General features: G+C 72.0%; 14 protein-coding genes. 13 read left to right on the top strand and 1 reads right to left on the bottom strand.

What is annotated here, in order from left to right; translation table 11 throughout:
• Positions 1 to 423: 423 nt before the first annotated feature.
• The 6 genes from PUR56_RS36990 to PUR56_RS36965 all read left to right on the top strand — a co-directional run bounded on the left by PUR56_RS36990 (position 424) and on the right by PUR56_RS36965 (position 7,331).
• Positions 424 to 1,413, top strand: a complete 990-nt coding sequence (locus PUR56_RS36990) for an ABC transporter permease (RefSeq protein ID WP_329882948.1) — start codon at positions 424 to 426, stop codon at positions 1,411 to 1,413.
• A gap of 56 nt (positions 1,414 to 1,469) precedes the next feature.
• Positions 1,470 to 3,239, top strand: coding sequence for an ABC transporter substrate-binding protein (locus tag PUR56_RS36985; protein ID WP_329882947.1), 1,770 nt, complete (start codon positions 1,470 to 1,472; stop codon positions 3,237 to 3,239).
• A gap of 98 nt (positions 3,240 to 3,337) precedes the next feature.
• A complete protein-coding gene (locus tag PUR56_RS36980) occupies positions 3,338 to 4,348 on the top strand; it encodes an ABC transporter permease (protein WP_329882946.1) in 1,011 nt (336 codons plus the stop codon).
• Positions 4,345 to 5,427 carry an ABC transporter ATP-binding protein gene (locus PUR56_RS36975; protein WP_329952183.1) on the top strand — a complete coding sequence of 361 codons (1,083 nt, stop codon included), beginning with the start codon at positions 4,345 to 4,347 and terminating at the stop codon, positions 5,425 to 5,427. The genes PUR56_RS36980 and PUR56_RS36975 overlap by 4 nt, the downstream gene beginning before the upstream one ends.
• 34 nt (positions 5,428 to 5,461) lie before the next feature.
• Positions 5,462 to 6,559 (top strand): ABC transporter ATP-binding protein, encoded by a 1,098-nt coding sequence (locus PUR56_RS36970; protein WP_329952182.1) that lies wholly within the window; start codon positions 5,462 to 5,464, stop codon positions 6,557 to 6,559.
• A gap of 112 nt (positions 6,560 to 6,671) precedes the next feature.
• Positions 6,672 to 7,331, top strand: a complete 660-nt coding sequence (locus PUR56_RS36965) for a trimeric intracellular cation channel family protein (protein WP_329952181.1) — start codon at positions 6,672 to 6,674, stop codon at positions 7,329 to 7,331.
• On the opposite strand, the gene PUR56_RS36960 is transcribed toward PUR56_RS36965, so the two are convergent.
• Positions 7,267 to 8,022, bottom strand: coding sequence for an IclR family transcriptional regulator (locus PUR56_RS36960; protein WP_329952180.1), 756 nt, complete (start codon positions 8,020 to 8,022; stop codon positions 7,267 to 7,269). The two genes, PUR56_RS36965 and PUR56_RS36960, sit on opposite strands and share 65 nt — an antisense overlap.
• Positions 8,023 to 8,289: 267 nt before the next feature.
• Between PUR56_RS36960 and PUR56_RS36955 the strand changes: the two genes are divergently transcribed.
• From PUR56_RS36955 to PUR56_RS36925, 7 genes are all read left to right on the top strand, one after another.
• Positions 8,290 to 9,471: a cysteine desulfurase family protein gene (locus PUR56_RS36955; RefSeq protein WP_329952179.1), complete on the top strand. Its 1,182-nt coding sequence runs from the start codon at positions 8,290 to 8,292 to the stop codon at positions 9,469 to 9,471.
• Positions 9,472 to 9,521: 50 nt separating this feature from the next.
• On the top strand, positions 9,522 to 10,661 hold the full coding sequence (gene mnmA, locus PUR56_RS36950) for a tRNA 2-thiouridine(34) synthase MnmA (protein WP_329952178.1): 1,140 nt from the start codon (positions 9,522 to 9,524) through the stop codon (positions 10,659 to 10,661).
• Between the two features lie 83 nt (positions 10,662 to 10,744).
• Positions 10,745 to 11,275, top strand: a complete 531-nt coding sequence (locus PUR56_RS36945) for a TIGR00730 family Rossman fold protein (RefSeq protein ID WP_329882939.1) — start codon at positions 10,745 to 10,747, stop codon at positions 11,273 to 11,275.
• Between the two features lie 13 nt (positions 11,276 to 11,288).
• Positions 11,289 to 11,978 (top strand): SDR family oxidoreductase, encoded by a 690-nt coding sequence (locus tag PUR56_RS36940; protein WP_329882938.1) that lies wholly within the window; start codon positions 11,289 to 11,291, stop codon positions 11,976 to 11,978.
• Between the two features lie 67 nt (positions 11,979 to 12,045).
• A complete protein-coding gene (locus tag PUR56_RS36935; RefSeq protein ID WP_329952177.1) occupies positions 12,046 to 13,056 on the top strand; it encodes a methionine synthase in 1,011 nt (336 codons plus the stop codon).
• Positions 13,057 to 13,080: 24 nt separating this feature from the next.
• Positions 13,081 to 15,537, top strand: coding sequence for an NAD-dependent DNA ligase LigA (ligA, locus tag PUR56_RS36930; protein ID WP_443034615.1), 2,457 nt, complete (start codon positions 13,081 to 13,083; stop codon positions 15,535 to 15,537).
• Positions 15,538 to 15,848: 311 nt separating this feature from the next.
• Positions 15,849 to 17,600: a putative bifunctional diguanylate cyclase/phosphodiesterase gene (locus PUR56_RS36925; RefSeq protein ID WP_329952175.1), complete on the top strand. Its 1,752-nt coding sequence runs from the start codon at positions 15,849 to 15,851 to the stop codon at positions 17,598 to 17,600.
• Positions 17,601 to 17,613 lie beyond the last annotated feature (13 nt).

The following is a 17,613-nucleotide window of genomic DNA, read 5'->3' as shown; positions in this document are numbered from 1 at the left end:
ACCGGTCTGACGACAAGTCAGGCCGGTTCCGACGTTTTCCGGACGAACTTCCCGAAGTCGGTGGCCATCATCTTGACATGGCTGTTACAGCTGTGTGAAGAGGGATATACCGGGGATCAGGGAGGTGCATGGGCGCAGATCACAGTTGGGCATCTGTCGGTTGTCAGGGCTGGCGCAAGCCAGTTCGGATGGCAGAGAGTTCTGCAACAGCCGCCGCGCGTGGTTGGCGCCTCACAAAGGCGAACGCGCTGACGGACCGCAATATCCACGTGATGCCCATGCCGCGTGGCAGCAGTACTGAGCACGCCGTACCGCTGGGAACACCGCACTCCGCATGCCCGCACGTCCGCACCAGCCGTACCGCCGATCCCGGCGTCCGGCACCCGTGGGCCGGCCACCGTCGGCGAGGGGACCGAACTGACCATGACCGCACCCGTCAAGACCGCCGGCAACGCTCCGGAGGCAGCAGCCGCCGCGAGCCCGGCCAACAAGATCGAGGGCCGCTCGCTCGGCCGGATCGCCTGGACCCGCTTCAAGCGGGACAAGGCCGCCGTCGCAGGCGGCGTCGTCGTGATCCTGCTGATCCTGCTCGCCGTGCTGGCCAAGCCGATCGAATCGGTCTTCGGCCTCGACCCCGACGCGCTCAACCAGGACCTGCTGGACGCCAACCTCGGCGGCCTGCCGCTGGGCGACTGGGGCGGGATGAGCTGGGACCACCCGCTCGGTGTCGACCCCCTGCAGGGCCGTGACCTGCTCTCCCGCGTCATCGAGGGCTCCTGGGTCTCCCTGCTGGTCGCCTTCGGCGCGACCCTCCTGTCCAACACCATCGGCACCGTGCTCGGCGTGATGGCCGGCTACTACGGCGGGTGGGTGGACACCCTGATCAGCCGGGTGATGGACGTCTTCCTCGCCTTCCCGCTGCTGCTCTTCGCCATCGCGATCTCCGCCTCGCTCCAGGGCGGCGCGTTCGGCCTGCACGGCCTCCCGCTGCACATCGCCGTGCTGATCTTCGTGATCGGCTTCTTCAACTGGCCCTACATGGGCCGGATCGTGCGCGGCCAGACCCTCTCGCTGCGCGAGCGCGAGTTCGTCTACGCGGCCCGCAGCCTCGGCGCGCGGGGTCCGTTCATCCTGTTCAAGGAGCTCCTGCCGAACCTGGTCGGTCCGATCCTGGTCTACTCGACCCTGCTGATCCCGACCAACATCCTCTTCGAGGCGGGCCTCAGCTTCCTCGGCGTCGGCATCCAGGCACCCCAGGCCTCCTGGGGCGGGATGCTCAACGACGCGATCCAGTACTACCAGGTGGACCCCCAGTACATGGTGGTCCCCGGTATGGCGATCTTCCTGACGGTGCTCGCCTTCAACCTGCTCGGCGACGGGCTCCGTGACGCCCTCGATCCCAAGAGCAACTGACCCAGCGTCAGGACCCTCCGTTCGGCCACCACTTCCTCAAGGGGTTGATCCCACCCATGCGCAGGTCCCGTACCGTCGCACTGACCGCCGCAGCTGCCGCCGCGGTCCTGGTCGTCACCGGCTGTTCGTCGAGCTCCAAGAGCGACGACGCCAAGTCCACCGCCACCGGTAGCTCCGCGGCCGGCGGTGCCTCCGGCGCCGACGCGGCCACCAAGGGCATCGTCAACGCCTCGGACAAGAAGGGCGGCACCGTCACGTACGAGATGCGTGGCACGCCGGACTCGCTGGACCCGGGCAACACGTACTACGCGTACATCTACAACTTCTCCCGCCTGTACGGGCGTCCGCTCACCACCTTCCAGCCGGACGGCCAGAAGCTCGTCCCGGACCTGGCCGAGTCGCTCGGCCAGGCCAGCGCGGACGGCCTGTCCTGGACGTACAAGCTGCGCGCGGGCCTGAAGTACGAGGACGGCACGCCGATCACGTCCAAGGACGTCAAGTACGCGGTGCTGCGCTCCAACTACGCGCCGGAGGTCAACTCCAACGGCCCGACGTACTTCAAGGAGATGCTGGTCGACAACGAGACGCCGTACCAGGGTCCGTACAAGGACAAGGAAGGCGACCTCAAGTCCATCGAGACGCCGGACGACCAGACCATCGTCTTCCACCTGAAGCACGCCTTCGCGGACTTCGACTACCTCGTCTCCGCCCCGCAGACGGTGCCGGTCCCGAAGGACAAGGACACCGGCTCCAACTACGTGAAGCACGTCATCTCCTCGGGCACCTACAAGTTCGAGAGCTACGAGGACGGCAAGCAGGCGGTCCTGGTCCCGAACACCAACTGGGACAAGAGCACCGACCCGATCCGCAAGCAGCTGCCGGACAAGATCGTGCTCAAGATGAACATCGAGCAGTCCACGATCGACAAGGACCTGCTCGCCGGGAACGCCCAGGTCGACCTGGTCGGCGCCGGCGTCGACCAGCAGACCCAGGCGAAGATCCTCCAGGACCCGAAGCTCAAGGCCTCCACCGACAACGCCTACGGCGGCCGTCTGGTCTACACCGCGATCAACTCCAAGGTCGCGCCGTTCGACAACGTCGAGTGCCGCAAGGCCGTCCAGTACGCCATCGACAAGGTCTCGGTGCAGACCGCGATCGGCGGCCCGATCCGCGGCGCGGTCGCCAACACCGTGCTGCCGCCGGACATCCCGGGTCACGAGGACTTCAACACCTACCAGACCAAGGACAACAAGGGCGACGAGGCCAAGGCCAAGGACGCCCTGAAGGCCTGCGGCAAGCCCGGCGGCTTCGACACCGTCATCACCGCGCGCACCGAGCGCGGCCCGGAGATCGCCGCCGCGACCTCGATCCAGGCCGCGCTGAAGAAGGTCGGGATCAACGCCGAGATCCAGCAGTACCCGCAGGGCAAGTACCTCTCCGACCACGTCGGTGTCCCGGCGTTCAACAAGGAGAAGAACGTCGGCCTGATGATGATGCAGTGGGGCTCCGACTGGCCGACCGGCTACGGCTTCCTGCAGCAGATCGTCGACGGCCGCTCGATCAAGGCCTCCGGCAACAGCAACCTCGCCGAGCTGAACGACCCCGAGGTCAACAAGCTGATCGACGACGCCGCGGTCAACACCGACAAGGCGGCCCGCGAGAAGATCTACGCCCAGATCGACAAGAAGGTCATGGACGCGGCCGTCTACGTCCCGCTGACCTACTTCAAGGTCTTCCTGTACCGCCCGGACAGCGCGACCAACCTCGTCTCCACGCCGGCCTTCTCGGGTGAGTACGACTACCTGAACATCGGCACCACCAAGTAAGAGCCTGGCTCCGCATCCCTGAAGGCAGGTGAAGGCAGCGGCGCCCGCCGTCGTCCGGAGGATCCCGGACGGCGGCGGGCCGCCGGAGCCGCCCAACTGTGTTTGCCTACATCATCCGCAGGACGCTGGCCGCCGCGGTGCTGCTGCTGGTGGTCAGCGCGGTCACCTTCGCGATCTTCTTCCTGCTCCCGCGCCTGGCCGGCGAGACCACCGACCAGCTCGCCGCCCAGTACATCGGGAAGAACCCGTCCCCCGAGGCGATCGCGGCGGTCAAGAAGAACCTCGGTTTCGACCAGCCGCTGTACACCCAGTACTGGAACTTCCTGAAGGCGCTGGTCGCCGGTGCCGAGTACAACTTCGGCCCTGACCCCGCCACCTGCCACGTGCCGTGCTTCGGCTACTCGTTCAAGAACCACCTGGAGGTCTGGCCGGAGCTCACCAAGCGCATCCCGGTCACCATCTCCCTGGCCATCGGCGCCGCCGTCATCTGGCTCGTCTCCGGCGTCACCACCGGCGTGATCTCCGCGCTCAAGCCCAAGTCGATCTTCGACCGGCTCTCCATGGGCGTCGCCCTGGCGGGCGTCTCGCTGCCGGTCTTCTTCACCGGTGCGCTGCTGCTCACGCTCTTCAGCTACGAGTGGCCGATCCTGGACAACCTCCAGTACACCAACTTCACCGACGACCCGCTGATGTGGGCGCGCAACCTGATCCTGCCGTGGATCTCCCTCGCCTTCCTGTACTCCGCGCTCTACGCCCGGCTCACCCGCGCGGGCATGCTGGAGACGATGAGCGAGGACTACATCCGCACCGCCCGGGCCAAGGGCCTGGCCGAGCGGAAGGTGGTCGTCCGGCACGGCCTGCGGGCCGCGCTCACCCCGGTCGTCACCATCTTCGGCATGGACCTCGGCCTGCTCCTCGGTGGCGCGCTCATCACCGAGCAGGTCTTCTCGCTCCAGGGCGTCGGCTTCTTCGCGGTCTCCGCGATCAAGGACAACGACCTGCCGAAGATCCTCGGCGTCACCCTGCTCGCCGCGTTCTTCATCGTCCTGTGCAACCTCGTGGTTGACCTCCTGTACGCCCTTGTCGACCCCCGGGTGAGGCTGTCGTGACCGAGCTCCAGAAGACCGCGGCACCCGAGGCCGCCCCGACCGGGTCCGCCCCGACGGGGGACGCCTTCCTCTCCGTCCGGGACCTGCGGATCCACTTCGACACCGACGACGGCCTGGTCCGCTCGGTCGACGGGGTCAGCTTCGACCTCAGCAAGGGGCGGACCCTCGGCATCGTCGGCGAGTCCGGCTCCGGCAAGTCCGTCACCTCGCTCGGCATCATGGGCCTGCACCGCTCCAAGCGGGCCCGGATCGGCGGCGAGATCTGGCTGGACGGCGAGGAACTGGTCGCGGCCGGCCCGGACCGGGTCCGCCAGCTGCGAGGCCGCCAGATGGCGATGATCTTCCAGGACCCGCTCACCGCGATGCACCCGTACTACACGGTCGGGCAGCAGATCGTCGAGGCCTACCGGGTGCACCACCCGCGGGCCACCAAGAGGCAGGCGCGGGCCCGCGCGGTCGAGATGCTCGACCGGGTCGGCATCCCGCAGCCCGACCGCCGGGTCGACGACTACCCGCACCAGTTCTCCGGCGGCATGCGCCAGCGCGCGATGATCGCCATGGCCCTGGTCAACGACCCCTCGCTGCTGATCGCCGACGAGCCCACCACCGCCCTGGACGTCACCGTCCAGGCGCAGATCCTGGACCTCATCCGCGACCTCCAGGAGGAGTTCGGCTCCGCCGTCATCATCATCACCCACGACCTCGGGGTGGTCGCCGAGCTCGCCGACGACATCCTCGTCATGTACGGCGGCAAGTGCGTCGAACGCGGCCCGGCCGAGACCCTCTTCGACGCGCCCGAACACCCCTACACCTGGGGCCTGTTGGGCTCGATGCCGCGCCTCGACCGGGAGCTCCAGGACCGGCTCGTCCCGGTCAGGGGCACCCCGCCCAGCCTCATCAACGTGCCGTCCGGCTGCGCCTTCCACCCGCGCTGCCCGTACGCCGAGCTGACCGGCGGGCGCTCGGCCGGCGAGGTCCCGGTGCTCACCGAGGCCGCGGCCGGACACCACGCCGCCTGCCACCTCGCGACCGCCGACCGGCACCGCATCTTCACCGAAGAGATCGCGCCCCGACTGTGAGCCCCGCCCCGTACCACCTCTCTGGAGAGAACCGATGACGGACACTCAGGCGGCGGCCATCCCTTCTCCCGCACCCGCCCCCGACCGGGAGCCGCTGCTCCGGGTGGCCGGCCTGACCCGGCACTTCCCGATCCACGGCGGCCTGCTGCGGCGCCAGACCGGCGCCGTCCGCGCGGTCGACGGCATCGACTTCACGGTCAACGCCGGTGAGACCCTGGGCGTCGTCGGCGAGTCCGGCTGCGGCAAGTCCACGATGGGCCGGCTGGTCACCCGGCTCGACGAACCCACCGGCGGGACGATCGAGTTCGAGGGCACCGACATCACCCACCTGGGCGTCGGCGCGATGCGGCCGCTCCGCCGTGACATCCAGATGATCTTCCAGGACCCGTACTCCTCGCTGAACCCCCGGCACACCGTCGGCACCATCGTCAGCGCGCCGTTCCGGCTGCAGAAGGCCGAGCCGGCCGGCGGGGTGAAGCAGGCCGTCCAGGACCTGCTGGAGCTCTGCGGACTCAGCCCCGAGCACTACAACCGCTACCCGCACGAGTTCTCCGGCGGCCAGCGCCAGCGCATCGGCATCGCCCGGGCGCTCGCCCTGCGGCCCAAGATGATCGTCGCGGACGAACCGGTCTCCGCCCTGGACGTCTCCATCCAGGCGCAGGTGGTCAACCTGCTGGACGACCTCCAGCAGGAACTCGGCCTGACCTACCTGATCATCGCGCACGACCTCTCGGTGGTCCGGCACGTCTCCGACCGGGTCGCGGTCATGTACCTCGGCAAGATCGTCGAGATCGCCGACCGGGACTCGCTCTACAGCCGCCCGATGCACCCCTACACCAACGCCCTGATGTCCGCGGTGCCGGTGCCCGACCCGCGCCGCAAGCAGCGGGCCGGGCGTGAGCGGATCCTGCTCAAGGGCGACGTGCCGTCCCCGATCAACCCGCCCAGCGGCTGCCGGTTCCGCACCCGCTGCTGGAAGGCCCAGGACGTCTGCGCGAGCCAGGAGCCGCCGCTCGTCGCGCTGGAGTCCGGGCACCAGGTGGCCTGCCACTTCCCCGAGAACGCTCCCGGGTCCGCCGCGGCCGCCCCCGGGACCGCCCCGTCGGGCGGACCGGTGCCCGTCTCCGGGTGAGGCCCGGGCCGCCCGCCGAACGGCGCAGGCCGTCCCGCACCGTCCGTCCGGAGCTCCGGGCTCCGGACGGACGGTGCGCGGAGGTCCGGACCATCGGGTCCATAGTGGTCCGGTGACCTCGCAGATCTTCCCCTCCGACGTGCAGCAGTCGCTGGACCTCGTCGGCATCTTCGTCTTCGCCCTCTCCGGAGGGCTGCTCGCCGTCCGCAAGAACATGGACATCTTCGGCATCTGTGTGCTGGCCGAGGTCACCGCACTGGGCGGCGGGGTGATGCGCGACCTCGTGATCGGCGCCACCCCGGTCGCCGCCTTCAGCAACCTCGGCTACTTCGTCACCCCGCTGGCCGCCGGGCTGGTCGTCTTCTTCCTGCACCCCGAGGTCGAACGGATCAACCGCGCCGTGCAGACCCTCGACGCGCTCGGCCTCGGCCTGTTCTGCGTCACCGGGACCGCCAAGGCGCACGACTACGGGCTCGGAGCCGTCGCGGCCGTCGCGCTCGGCATGGTGACCGCGGCGGGCGGCGGCGTCATGCGCGACCTGCTCGCCGGGGAGATCCCCTCCCTGCTCCGCTGGGACCGGGAGATCTACGCCGTGCCCGCCCTGGTCGGCTCGGCGCTGGTCGCCGTGCTCATCGCCCTCGACCGGCTGACCGCCCTCACCGGCACCGCCGCCGCCCTGACCGCCTTCCTGCTCCGGATGCTCGCCCTCAAGTACGGCTGGCGCGCACCGCGGGCCTGGCACCGCAACGGTTCTCGCACCAGCGAGGAGTAGGCGAACCGCCGTACGCCAGCGAGATCGCCTCGACCGTGCAGAGCAGCTCCGGCACCAGCCGCACCAGCTCGGCGGGCGACACCCGGTCGGTCGGCGCCGAGACCGCGCAGGCCGCCACGGCCCGCCGGTCGCTGCCGGCCACCGGCGCGGCGACGCAGGTGACCGCCTCCCGGTGCTCGGCCGACTCGGCGGCCCAGCCCCGGTGGCGGACCGCGGCCAGGTCGGCGGAGAGCTCCGCCTCGGGCAGGCCGTCCCCGGGCAGCCCGGCCAGCAGCACCCGGCCGATCGCCGTCCCGGCCGCCGGGGCGCGCCGCCCGATCCTGGTCGGCCGCCCGGCCTCGCCGTCCCACCGGCCCGCCAACTCGTCCAGGTACAGCACCTCGCCGTCCTGCAGCACCGCCAACTGCACGGTGCAGCCGGAGCGCTCGGCGAGGGCCGCCAGGTACGGCGCGGCCACCTGGCGGACGTCGATCTCCTCCAGGGCCCGGTTCGCCAGCGACAGCACCTTGCCGCCCAGCCGGTAGCGACGGTCGGACTGCCGGTGGACGAAGCCGTGCTCCTCCAGCGTGCGCAGCAGCCGCAGCGCGGTCGACTTGTGCACCCCGATCGAGGTGGCGGCCTGTTCGAGGGAGACCGGGCCGTCGCCGAGCGACCCGAGCAGGGTCAGCGCACGATCGACAGACTGCGACATTCCGCCCCGTCCTGTTCCGTCCGGCCGCATTGCGGTGGCCGTCAGGCTAACCGTTCGAGGCGGGTGCCCCCTACCGGGCCCCGGTCGCCCGGCACCCCCGCCGTCCGGGTCCGCCCCTCCGCCCGCCGCCGGACCCGCCCGCCCGACTGCCCGCCCGGGCACGGCGGGTCACCGACCGCCCGGGAGCGGCGGTCGGTGGCCGGATCGGTACGGTGGGCGGATCGGCCGCCGGACCGCACACCGGGGGCCCTCTACAATCGGATGGTTATGCCATACCTGGACCATGCGGCGACCACGCCGATGCTGCCCGAGGCGATCGCCGCGATGACGGCGCACCTGGGGGTCGTCGGCAACGCCTCCTCCCTGCACGCGGCCGGCCGCCGGGCCCGCCGCGTCGTCGAGGAGTCCCGCGAGTCGCTGGCCGACTCGCTCGGCGCCCGGCCCAGTGAGATCGTCCTCACCGCCGGCGGCACCGAGTCCGACAACCTGGCCGTCAAGGGCCTGTACTGGGCCCGCCGGGGGGCCGACCCGGCCCGCACCCGGGTGCTCTGCAGCCCCGTCGAGCACCACGCGGTGCTGGACGCCGTGCACTGGCTCGCCGAGCACGAGGGCGCCACCGTCGACTACCTGCCGGTGGACGGCCTCGGCCGGGTGCACCCGGCGGCGCTGCGCGAGGCGGTCGAACGCGACCCGGCCTCGGTCGCGCTCGTCACCGTCATGTGGGCCAACAACGAGGTCGGCACCGTCCAGCCGGTCGCCGAACTCGCCGCCGTGGCCGCCGAGTACGGCGTCCCGATGCACGCCGACGCGGTCCAGGCGCTCGGTCAGGTCCCGGTGTCCTTCGCGGACTCGGGGCTCACCGCGCTCACCGTCACCGGCCACAAGATCGGCGGACCGTTCGGCATCGGCGCCCTGCTGCTCTCCCGCGGCGCGACGCCCGTCCCGCTGCTGCACGGCGGCGGCCAGGAACGCGACGTCCGCTCCGGCACCCTCGACGCACCCGCCGCCGCCGGCTTCGCGGCCGCCGCGGCGATCGCCGTCGAACGCCGCGCCGAGCACGCCGGCACGCTCGGCGCACTGCGGGACGACCTGGTCGCCGAGGTGCTGGCCGGGGTCCCGGACGCGGTGCTCAACGGCGACCCGGCGGCGGACGGACGGCTGCCCGCCAACGCGCACTTCTCCTTCCCCGGCTGCGAGGGCGACGCACTGCTGATGCTGCTCGACGCCCAGGGCATCGAGTGCTCCACCGGCTCGGCCTGCTCGGCCGGCGTCCCGCAGCCCAGCCACGTCCTGCTGGCGATGGGCGTCGACCCGCTGCTCGCCCGGGCCTCGCTCCGCTTCTCGCTCGGCCACACCTCCACCCGGGAGGACGTCGCCGCCCTCACCGGGGCCATCGGCCCGGCCGTCCACCGCGCCCGCAACGCCGGTCTCGCGGCCGTCCGGCGCTGAGGAAAACCCCGGCGGAATGCCGGACGGCACCACGTACGCTTGGACTCATCATGACTGACTTCCCGGGTGCTCCGACCGCTCCGTCCCCCACCGGCCGCCTGCGCGTGCTCGCGGCGATGTCCGGCGGGGTGGACTCCGCCGTCGCCGCGGCCCGCGCCGCCGAGGCCGGACACGAGGTGACCGGCGTGCACCTGGCGCTCTCCAGCAACCCGCAGTCCTTCCGTACCGGCGCCCGCGGCTGCTGCACCATCGAGGACTCCCGGGACGCCCGCCGGGCCGCCGACGTGATCGGCATCCCGTTCTACGTCTGGGACCTCGCCGAGCGGTTCCGCGAGGACGTGATCGACGACTTCGTCGCCGAGTACGCGGCCGGGCGCACCCCCAACCCCTGCCTGCGCTGCAACGAGAAGATCAAGTTCGCCGCGCTGCTGGACAAGGCGGTCGCGCTCGGCTTCGACGCCGTCTGCACCGGCCACTACGCCCGGATCGTCGACCTGCCGGACGGCCGCCGCGAGCTGCACCGCGCGGTGGACGGCGCCAAGGACCAGTCCTACGTGCTCGGCGTGCTCGACGCCGACCAGCTCGCCCACTCGCTCTTCCCGCTCGGCGACACCACCAAGGACGTCATCCGCGAGGAGGCCGAACGGCGCGGCCTGGCCGTCGCCAAGAAGCCCGACAGCCACGACATCTGCTTCATCGCGGACGGCGACACCCAGGGCTTCCTCGCCCGGCACCTCGGCACCGCGACCGGCGACATCCTCGACGCCGACGGCACCAAGCTCGGCGAGCACGACGGCGCGTACGGCTTCACCATCGGCCAGCGCAAGGGCCTGCGGATCGGCCGCCCGGCCGCAGACGGCAAGCCGCGCTACGTCCTCGACATCTCGCCGGTGAACAACACCGTCACCGTCGGCCCGGTCGAGGGCCTGGACGTCACCGCGCTGACCGCGATCCGTCCGCGCTGGTGCGGCGACGAGGCACCCGTCGAGGGGCGCTACACCGCCCAGCTGCGCGCCCACGGCGAGGAGGTCCCGGTCGCCGCCTCGGTCGCCGACGGCGAACTCCGCGTCCGCCTCGACACCCCGGCCCGCGGCATCGCCCCGGGCCAGGCGGTCGTGCTCTACGACGGCACCCGCGTGGTCGGCTCCGCCACCATCGCCACGACGGAGCGCCCGGCCGTCAACGCCTGAGCACACGGCGGTCGGGCCCGTCCAGCCGCTCCCGCCGATCAGGTAGTGGGCGAATCAGCCGTCGTGATACACCGGGGAGCACTATGAACATCACTGTCTTCTGCTCCGCGTACTCGCTCGACGACCGCTACTCGGCTCCGGCCGCCGAGTTCGCCCGGCTGCTGGGGGAGGGCGGGCACACGCTGGTCTGGGGCGGTTCGAACGCCGGGCTGATGGGTCTGCTCGCGGACGGGGTGAAGGCCGCCGGGGGCCGGCTGGTCGGGGTCTCCGTCGAGTTCCTGAGGCACAAGGCGTACGACGGGGCCGACGAGCTGATCACCACCGCCGACCTCGCCGAGCGCAAGGCCCAGCTGCTGATGCGGGCCGATGCCGTGGTGGTGCTCGTCGGCGGCCTCGGCACGCTGGACGAGGTCACCGAGGTGCTGGAGCTGAAGAAGCACGCGCTGCACGACAAGCCGGTGGTCGTCCTGGACACCGAAGGTTTCTACGCGGGCCTGCGCACCCAGCTGGAGCGGATGGACGCCGAGGGCTTCCTGCCCCGCCCGCTGGGCGACCTGATCACCTTCGCCGGTACTCCGGCCGAGGTTTTCGAACAGCTCAAGTCCGGCGCCTGAGAGGATCGGCCCCATGGCTGCACATCTGATCACCGGCGCCGGCTCCGGCATCGGCGCCGTCCTCGCCGAACGCCTCGCGGAACGCGGGGACGACCTCTGGCTGCTGGCCCGCGACGCCCGCCGCGCCGCCGAGCTGCGCGAACGCTTCCCCGGGGCGCAGACCCTGGTCGGCGACCTCGGCACCCCGGCGAAGCTCTCCTGGGCCCTGGGGCACCAGGCACCGCCGATCGAACTCGACTCGCTGCTGCACGTCGCGGGCATCGTCGAGCTGGGCCCGGTCGGCGAACTGCCGGTCAAGGCCTGGCAGGACACCCTGAACGTCAACCTGGTCGCGCCCGCCGAGCTGACCCGTCTGCTGCTGCCCTCGCTGCGGCTGGTCAAGGGCCACGTCGTCTTCGTGAACTCCGGTGCCGGTCTGCGGGCCAGTGCCGACTGGTCGGCGTACGCGGCGAGCAAGCACGGCCTGAAGGCGCTCGCCGACTCGCTGCGCGCGGAGGAGCACGGGCACGGCGTCCGGGTCACCTCGGTCTACCCCGGCCGCACCGCCACGGCGATGCAGGTCAAGGTGCACCAGCAGGAGGGCAAGGAGTACGACGCCGGGCAGTGGATCGAGCCGGAGTCGGTGGTGAAGGCGATCCTGACCGCCCTCGACGTCCCGCGCGACGCCGAGATCACCGACATCACCGTCCGCCCCGGCCGCTGAGCCGCGACCGGCGGGGCGGGAGGTCGGCCGGTCCGACCTCCCGCCCCGGCGCACTAGGCTCGGGCGGGTGAGCAACGGACACCCCTTCCCCGACCTGGTCGGCGCCGCCACCGGCGTCGGATCGCTGCCCGGCACCGACGCCCGGGAGGCCGCCAGGACCTCCACCGGTGCGCTGGAGCACCTGCCGTTCCTCCCCGAACTGCCCGCGCGCGGGCCGGGCGCGGACATGATCGGACGCTCCGCCGGGATGCTGGTCGAGCTGTTCACGCAGACCGAGCCGAGCGGCTGGCGGTTCGCCGACCGCCCCGGCCGGGACACCCGCCGCGCCCACTCCTGGCTCGGCGAGGACCTGGACGCGCTGGAGGAGTACACCCAGGGCTACCGGGGACCGCTCAAGGTCCAGGCGGTCGGCCCGTGGACGCTGGCCGCGTCGATCGAGCTCAAGCACGGCGAGAAGGCGCTCGCCGACCGCGGCGCCTGCCGCGACATCGCCGCCTCGCTCACCGAGGGCCTCCGCCGCCACCTCGCCGACGTCCGCCGTCGCGTCCCCGGCGCCGAGGTCGTCCTCCAGCTCGACGAGCCCTCGCTGCCCGCCGTGCTGGCCGGCTCCGTGAAGACCGCCAGCGGCTTCCAGCGGCTGCGCTCGGTCGACCGGCAGGTCGCCGAGGAGGTCCTGCGCGAGGTGGTCCTCGGGCTGGACGCGCCGGTCGTGGTGCACTGCTGCGCGCCGCAGGTGCCGCTGCCGCTGCTGCGCCGCGCCGGGGTGGTCGGGGTCTCGCTGGACTTCTCGCTGCTGACCGAGCGTGAGGACGAGGAGCTGGGCGAGGCGATCGACGCGGGCACCGTGATCCTCGCCGGTGTCGTCCCCTTCACTGACCAGGGAGTGTCGGACGCGGCCGGTAGTGTCCAGGGTGTCAGGACGTTGTGGCGCAGGCTCGGGTTCGCCCCGGAGCTGCTGGGCCGCCGTGTGCTGGTGACGCCCACCTGCGGGCTGGCCGGGGCCTCACCGGCCTACGCGCGCACGGCGCTGTCACTCAGCGTGAAGGCGGGCCAGAGCCTGGTGGACAACCCGGAATGAGAAGTTAACGGAGGGCTTGCGGTGGTGGCTGTCGAGGGCTGGGAGGACGTTCCGGCGGAGGTTCGCAGGCGGCACGCCGAGCTGGCCACCGAGATCGAGGACCACCGGGCCCGCTACTACGAGCAGGACGCTCCGGTCGTCAGCGACGCCGAGTTCGACGCGCTGATGCGCGAGCTGGAAGGGCTGGAGGCCGAGCACCCGGCGCTGGTCACGCCGGAGTCGCCGACCCAGCGGGTCGGCGGCGCGCCGACCGGGCTGTTCGCCCCCGTCGAGCACCGGGAGCGCCTGCTCAGCCTGGACAACGCGATGGACGACGACGAGCTGGCCGCCTGGGCCGAGCGCGTCGCCGCCGAGCTGGCCGGCATCGACTACCACTACCTCTGCGAACTCAAGGTGGACGGCCTGGCCGTCAACCTCACCTACGAGAACGGCCAGTTGGTGCAGGCGGCGACCCGCGGCGACGGCCGGGTCGGCGAGGACATCACCGCCAACGTCCGCACCATCAAGGAGATCCCGCACCGGCTCAAGGGCGAGAACATCCCCGAGCTGGTGGAGATCCGCGGCGAGGTCTACTTCCCGACCGACGCCTTCGAGGCGCTCAACGCCTCCTTCGCGGAGGAGAACGAGCGCCGCCGGCTGGAGAACGAGGAGCGCGCCAAGGAGGGCAAGCGGCCCCGGGCGATGATCCGGCTCTTCATGAACCCGCGCAACGCCGCCGCCGGCTCGCTCCGTCAGAAGGACCCGCTGGTCACCGCCTCCCGTCCGCTGCAGATGGTGGTGCACGGCATCGGTGCCCGGGTCGGCTTCGACATCGACGACCAGTCGCACGCCTACCGGCTGCTGCACGACTGGGGCCTGCCCACCGCGCGGCACAACGAGGTGGTGGGGACCCTCGACGAGGTCCGCGCCTTCATCCGGCGCTTCGGCGAGCAGCGGCACTCGGTCGAGCACGAGATCGACGGCGTGGTCGTCAAGGTCGACGAGATCGCCCTGCAGGGCCGGCTCGGCTCCACCTCCAAGTCCCCGCGCTGGGCGATCGCCTGGAAGTACCCGCCGGAGGAGGTCACCGGCAAGCTGGCCGAGATCAAGATCGGCATCGGGCGCACCGGCCGGGCCACCCCGTACGCGGTGCTGGCCGAGCCGGTCAAGGTGGCCGGCTCGATGGTCCAGTACGCGACGCTGCACAACCAGGACGTGGTGAAGGCCAAGGACGTCCTGCTGGGCGACACCGTGGTGCTGCGCAAGGCCGGCGACGTCATCCCGGAGATCCTCGGCCCGGTCTACGACGTGCGGGACGGCAGCGAGGTGCCGTTCGTGATGCCCTCGCACTGCCCCGAGTGCGGTGCCGAGCTGCGGCCGATGGCCGAGGGGGACATCGACCTGCGCTGCCCCGACGCCCGGTTCTGCCCGGCCCAGATCCGCGAGCGGATCGCCTTCCTCGGCGGGCGCTCGGCGCTGGACATCGAGGGTCTGGGCTACGTCGCGGCCACCGCGCTGACCCAGCCGCTGACGCCGGCCGAGGCGCCGGTGCGCAACGAGGGCGACATCTTCGGCCTGACGGTGGAGCAGCTGCTGCCGATCAAGGTCCTGGTGCGCGACCAGAAGACCGGCATGCCGAAGCTCGACGACGAGACCGGCGAGGAGAAGGAGGTGTTCTTCTTCGCGACCACCGCCGGGGCGCCGAAGAAGAACACCGGGGTGATGCTCGACAACATCGAGAAGGCCCGGGACCGCCCGCTCTGGCGCTTCCTCAACGGCCTCTCGATCCGGCACGTGGGCCCGGTCGCGGCCCAGGACCTGGCCCGGGAGTTCCGCGACCTGGACGCGATCTTCGCGGCGAGCGAGGAGCGGCTGGCCGCGACCGACGGCGTCGGCACGGGCACCGCGCGGTCGATCATCGAGTGGTACCAGGTGGACTGGCACCGCGAGATCCTGGAGAAGTGGCGTGCGGCCGGCGTCCGGTTCATCGAGGAGGCCCCCGAGGAGGAGGCCGAGCGTCCGCTGGAGGGCCTGACCGTCGTCGTCACCGGGACGCTGGCCGGGCACACCCGGGACGGCGCCAAGGAGGCGCTGACCTCGCGCGGCGCGAAGGCGACCGGATCGGTGTCGAAGAAGACCCACTTCGTGGTCGCCGGGGACAACCCGGGGTCCAAGTACGACAAGGCCGTCCAGCTCGGACTGCCGGTCCTCGACGACGCCGGCTTCGACGTCCTGCTGGCGCAGGGCTCGGCCGCGGCGCGGGTCCACCTGGGCCTGCCGCCGGAGCCCGAGGCCGAGGAGCCGGTGAAGAAGGCGCCCGCGAAGAAGCGTGCGGCGAAGGCCGCCGCGGGAGCGGTCGCGGAGGCCGCCGAGGGCGCCGAGGGCGCGGCGGACGCGGGGGAGAGCGCGGCGGGGGAGCCCGCCGAGGCGCCCGCGTCGGAGGCCGCCGGGCAGGATCCGTCGGCGCCGGAGCCGGGGGCGGAGGAGCCCTCTGAGGGCTGACCCGCGCGCGGAGGCCGGGGATCCGTCTTGTTATCGTCCTGATGCAACGTCATCGGGTGTCGCACGGTGGGAGCGGGCATCGTGTCACCGTGCGACACCGGAGCGCGGTGGCGCATTTCCGGTTGTCCGAAAGTCTGCCCGTCGGGTGGACCCGCGCATACCCTGGAGCGCAACAGAGTGTCAGCAGGGGTGGGGGTACCGGCTGAGCCGGACTCCGCGGGGCCGCTCCATGCCCGGCAGGCTGCCGGCACCGGTACGGTGCCTCACCGCTAGGCGGCCTGACGGGGCGGGCCCGACGGAGGACAGGGCTTATGGATCATACGACCGGCGGTGCGCCCACACGCCCGCCGCAGGGGGTGGCGGGTGCGGTCCTGCTGCTCGGAGTCCTGCTGGCCGGCGCCGCACCGCTCATCCCGCTGGCCGTCCTGGTCTACCGCTACGAACCCGAGCTGCTGCCGCTGTTCGCGGTTCCGCTGGCCGTGCTGGTCGCCGCCTGGCGGATCGCCCGGGACCGTGCCCGGGACCAGCTCACCGACCCGCTGACCGACCTGCCCAACCGCCAGGCGTTATTGATCGCGGCCCAGGAGGCGATCGCCGAGCACGCCGAGGGATACAGCGTCGGTCTGATCCTGCTCGACCTCGACCGCTTCCGGTCGCTCAACGACACCCTCGGTCATACCGCCGGTGACCGGCTGCTGGTCCACATCGCCCGCCGCCTGCACCGGGCGCTGCGCTCCGGCGGTGCGGCCGGCAGCGCCACCCGGGAGTCGATCGACGACGTCTTCGCCGGGCTGCCCCGGCACTACCGCGGCCGCCCGATGGTGGCCCGGATGGGCGGCGACGAGTTCGCCGTCCTGCTGCCCGGCATCGGCTGTCCGGACTCGCTGGAGAAGGTCGCCAAGGCGCTGATCGCCGAACTCGCCGCGCCGATCCGGCTGGACGGCCTGCTGCTCGTCCTGGAGGCCAGCGCCGGCGTCTGCGTCTACCCGCAGCACGCGCAGGACGCCGAGTCGCTGCTGCGCCGGGCCGACGTCGCGATGGGCCACGCCCAGCGCGGCCGTACCTCGGTCGAGCAGTACGACGAGGCGCAGGACGCCGACACGCCGTACCGGATCGGGCTGCTGGGCGACCTGCGGCGGGCCCTGGAGACCGGCGAGGTGCAGCTGCACTACCAGCCCAAGGTGGCCTTCGACGGCCGGGTGGTCGGGCTGGAGGCGCTGCTCCGATGGGAGCGGCCCGGCCAGGGGAAGGTCTCGCCGGACGAGTTCGTCGGGCTGGCCGAGTCCAGCGGCCTGATGCCCCGGCTGACCGACTACGTGCTGGAGGCCGCCGTCGGCCAGCTCGCCACCTGGCGCGAGCAGGGCCTCCAGGTGCAGGTCGCGGTGAACGTCTCCCCGCGCGACGTGCTCAACCCGGGCTTCGCCCAGCGGGTCGCCGGCCACCTGGTCCGCCACCAGGTCCCGGCCCACGCGCTCCAGCTGGAGATCACCGAACGGCTGCTGCTGGACGACTCCCGGCGGGCCGCCGACACCCTCGCCGAGCTGCGCGGCTACGGCGTCGGGATGTCCCTGGACGACTTCGGCACCGGCCACTCCTCGCTGGTGCGGCTGCGCAGCCTGCCGGTCGGCGAGCTGAAGATCGACCGCTCCTTCGTCTCCCGGATGGTCGCCGACGACCACGACGCGGCGGTGGTCCGCTGCTCGGTGGAGCTGGCGCACTCGCTCGGCCTGACCGTGGTCGCCGAGGGCGTCGAGGACGACGAGACCTGGGAGCGGCTGAACCGCATGGGCGTGGACGCCGTGCAGGGCTGGCTGGTCTCGGCGGCGCTGCCGGCCGAGCAGGCCACCGCCTGGCTGCGGGTGCACCGCACCGGCGCGCCGCCGGTGGAGCGGCTCACCACCGCCCCCGCCGTCCAGCTGCCGTCGGTGATCCACCCGGTGCGGCCCCCGGTGCTCCCGCCGGTGCCCCACGTTCTGCCGCCGGTGATCCAGGCGGTCCAGGCCGCGAAACTGGAGATCCAGGCGCCCGGGCAGCAGAGTTGGGCGCCGACCCGCCCCCAGTGAGCCGCCCCGCTCA

It is taken from the genome of Streptomyces sp. BE303, assembly GCF_036290945.1.
Taxonomy (GTDB): domain Bacteria; phylum Actinomycetota; class Actinomycetes; order Streptomycetales; family Streptomycetaceae; genus Kitasatospora.
This window is presented reverse-complemented; position numbering and strand designations above follow the sequence as displayed.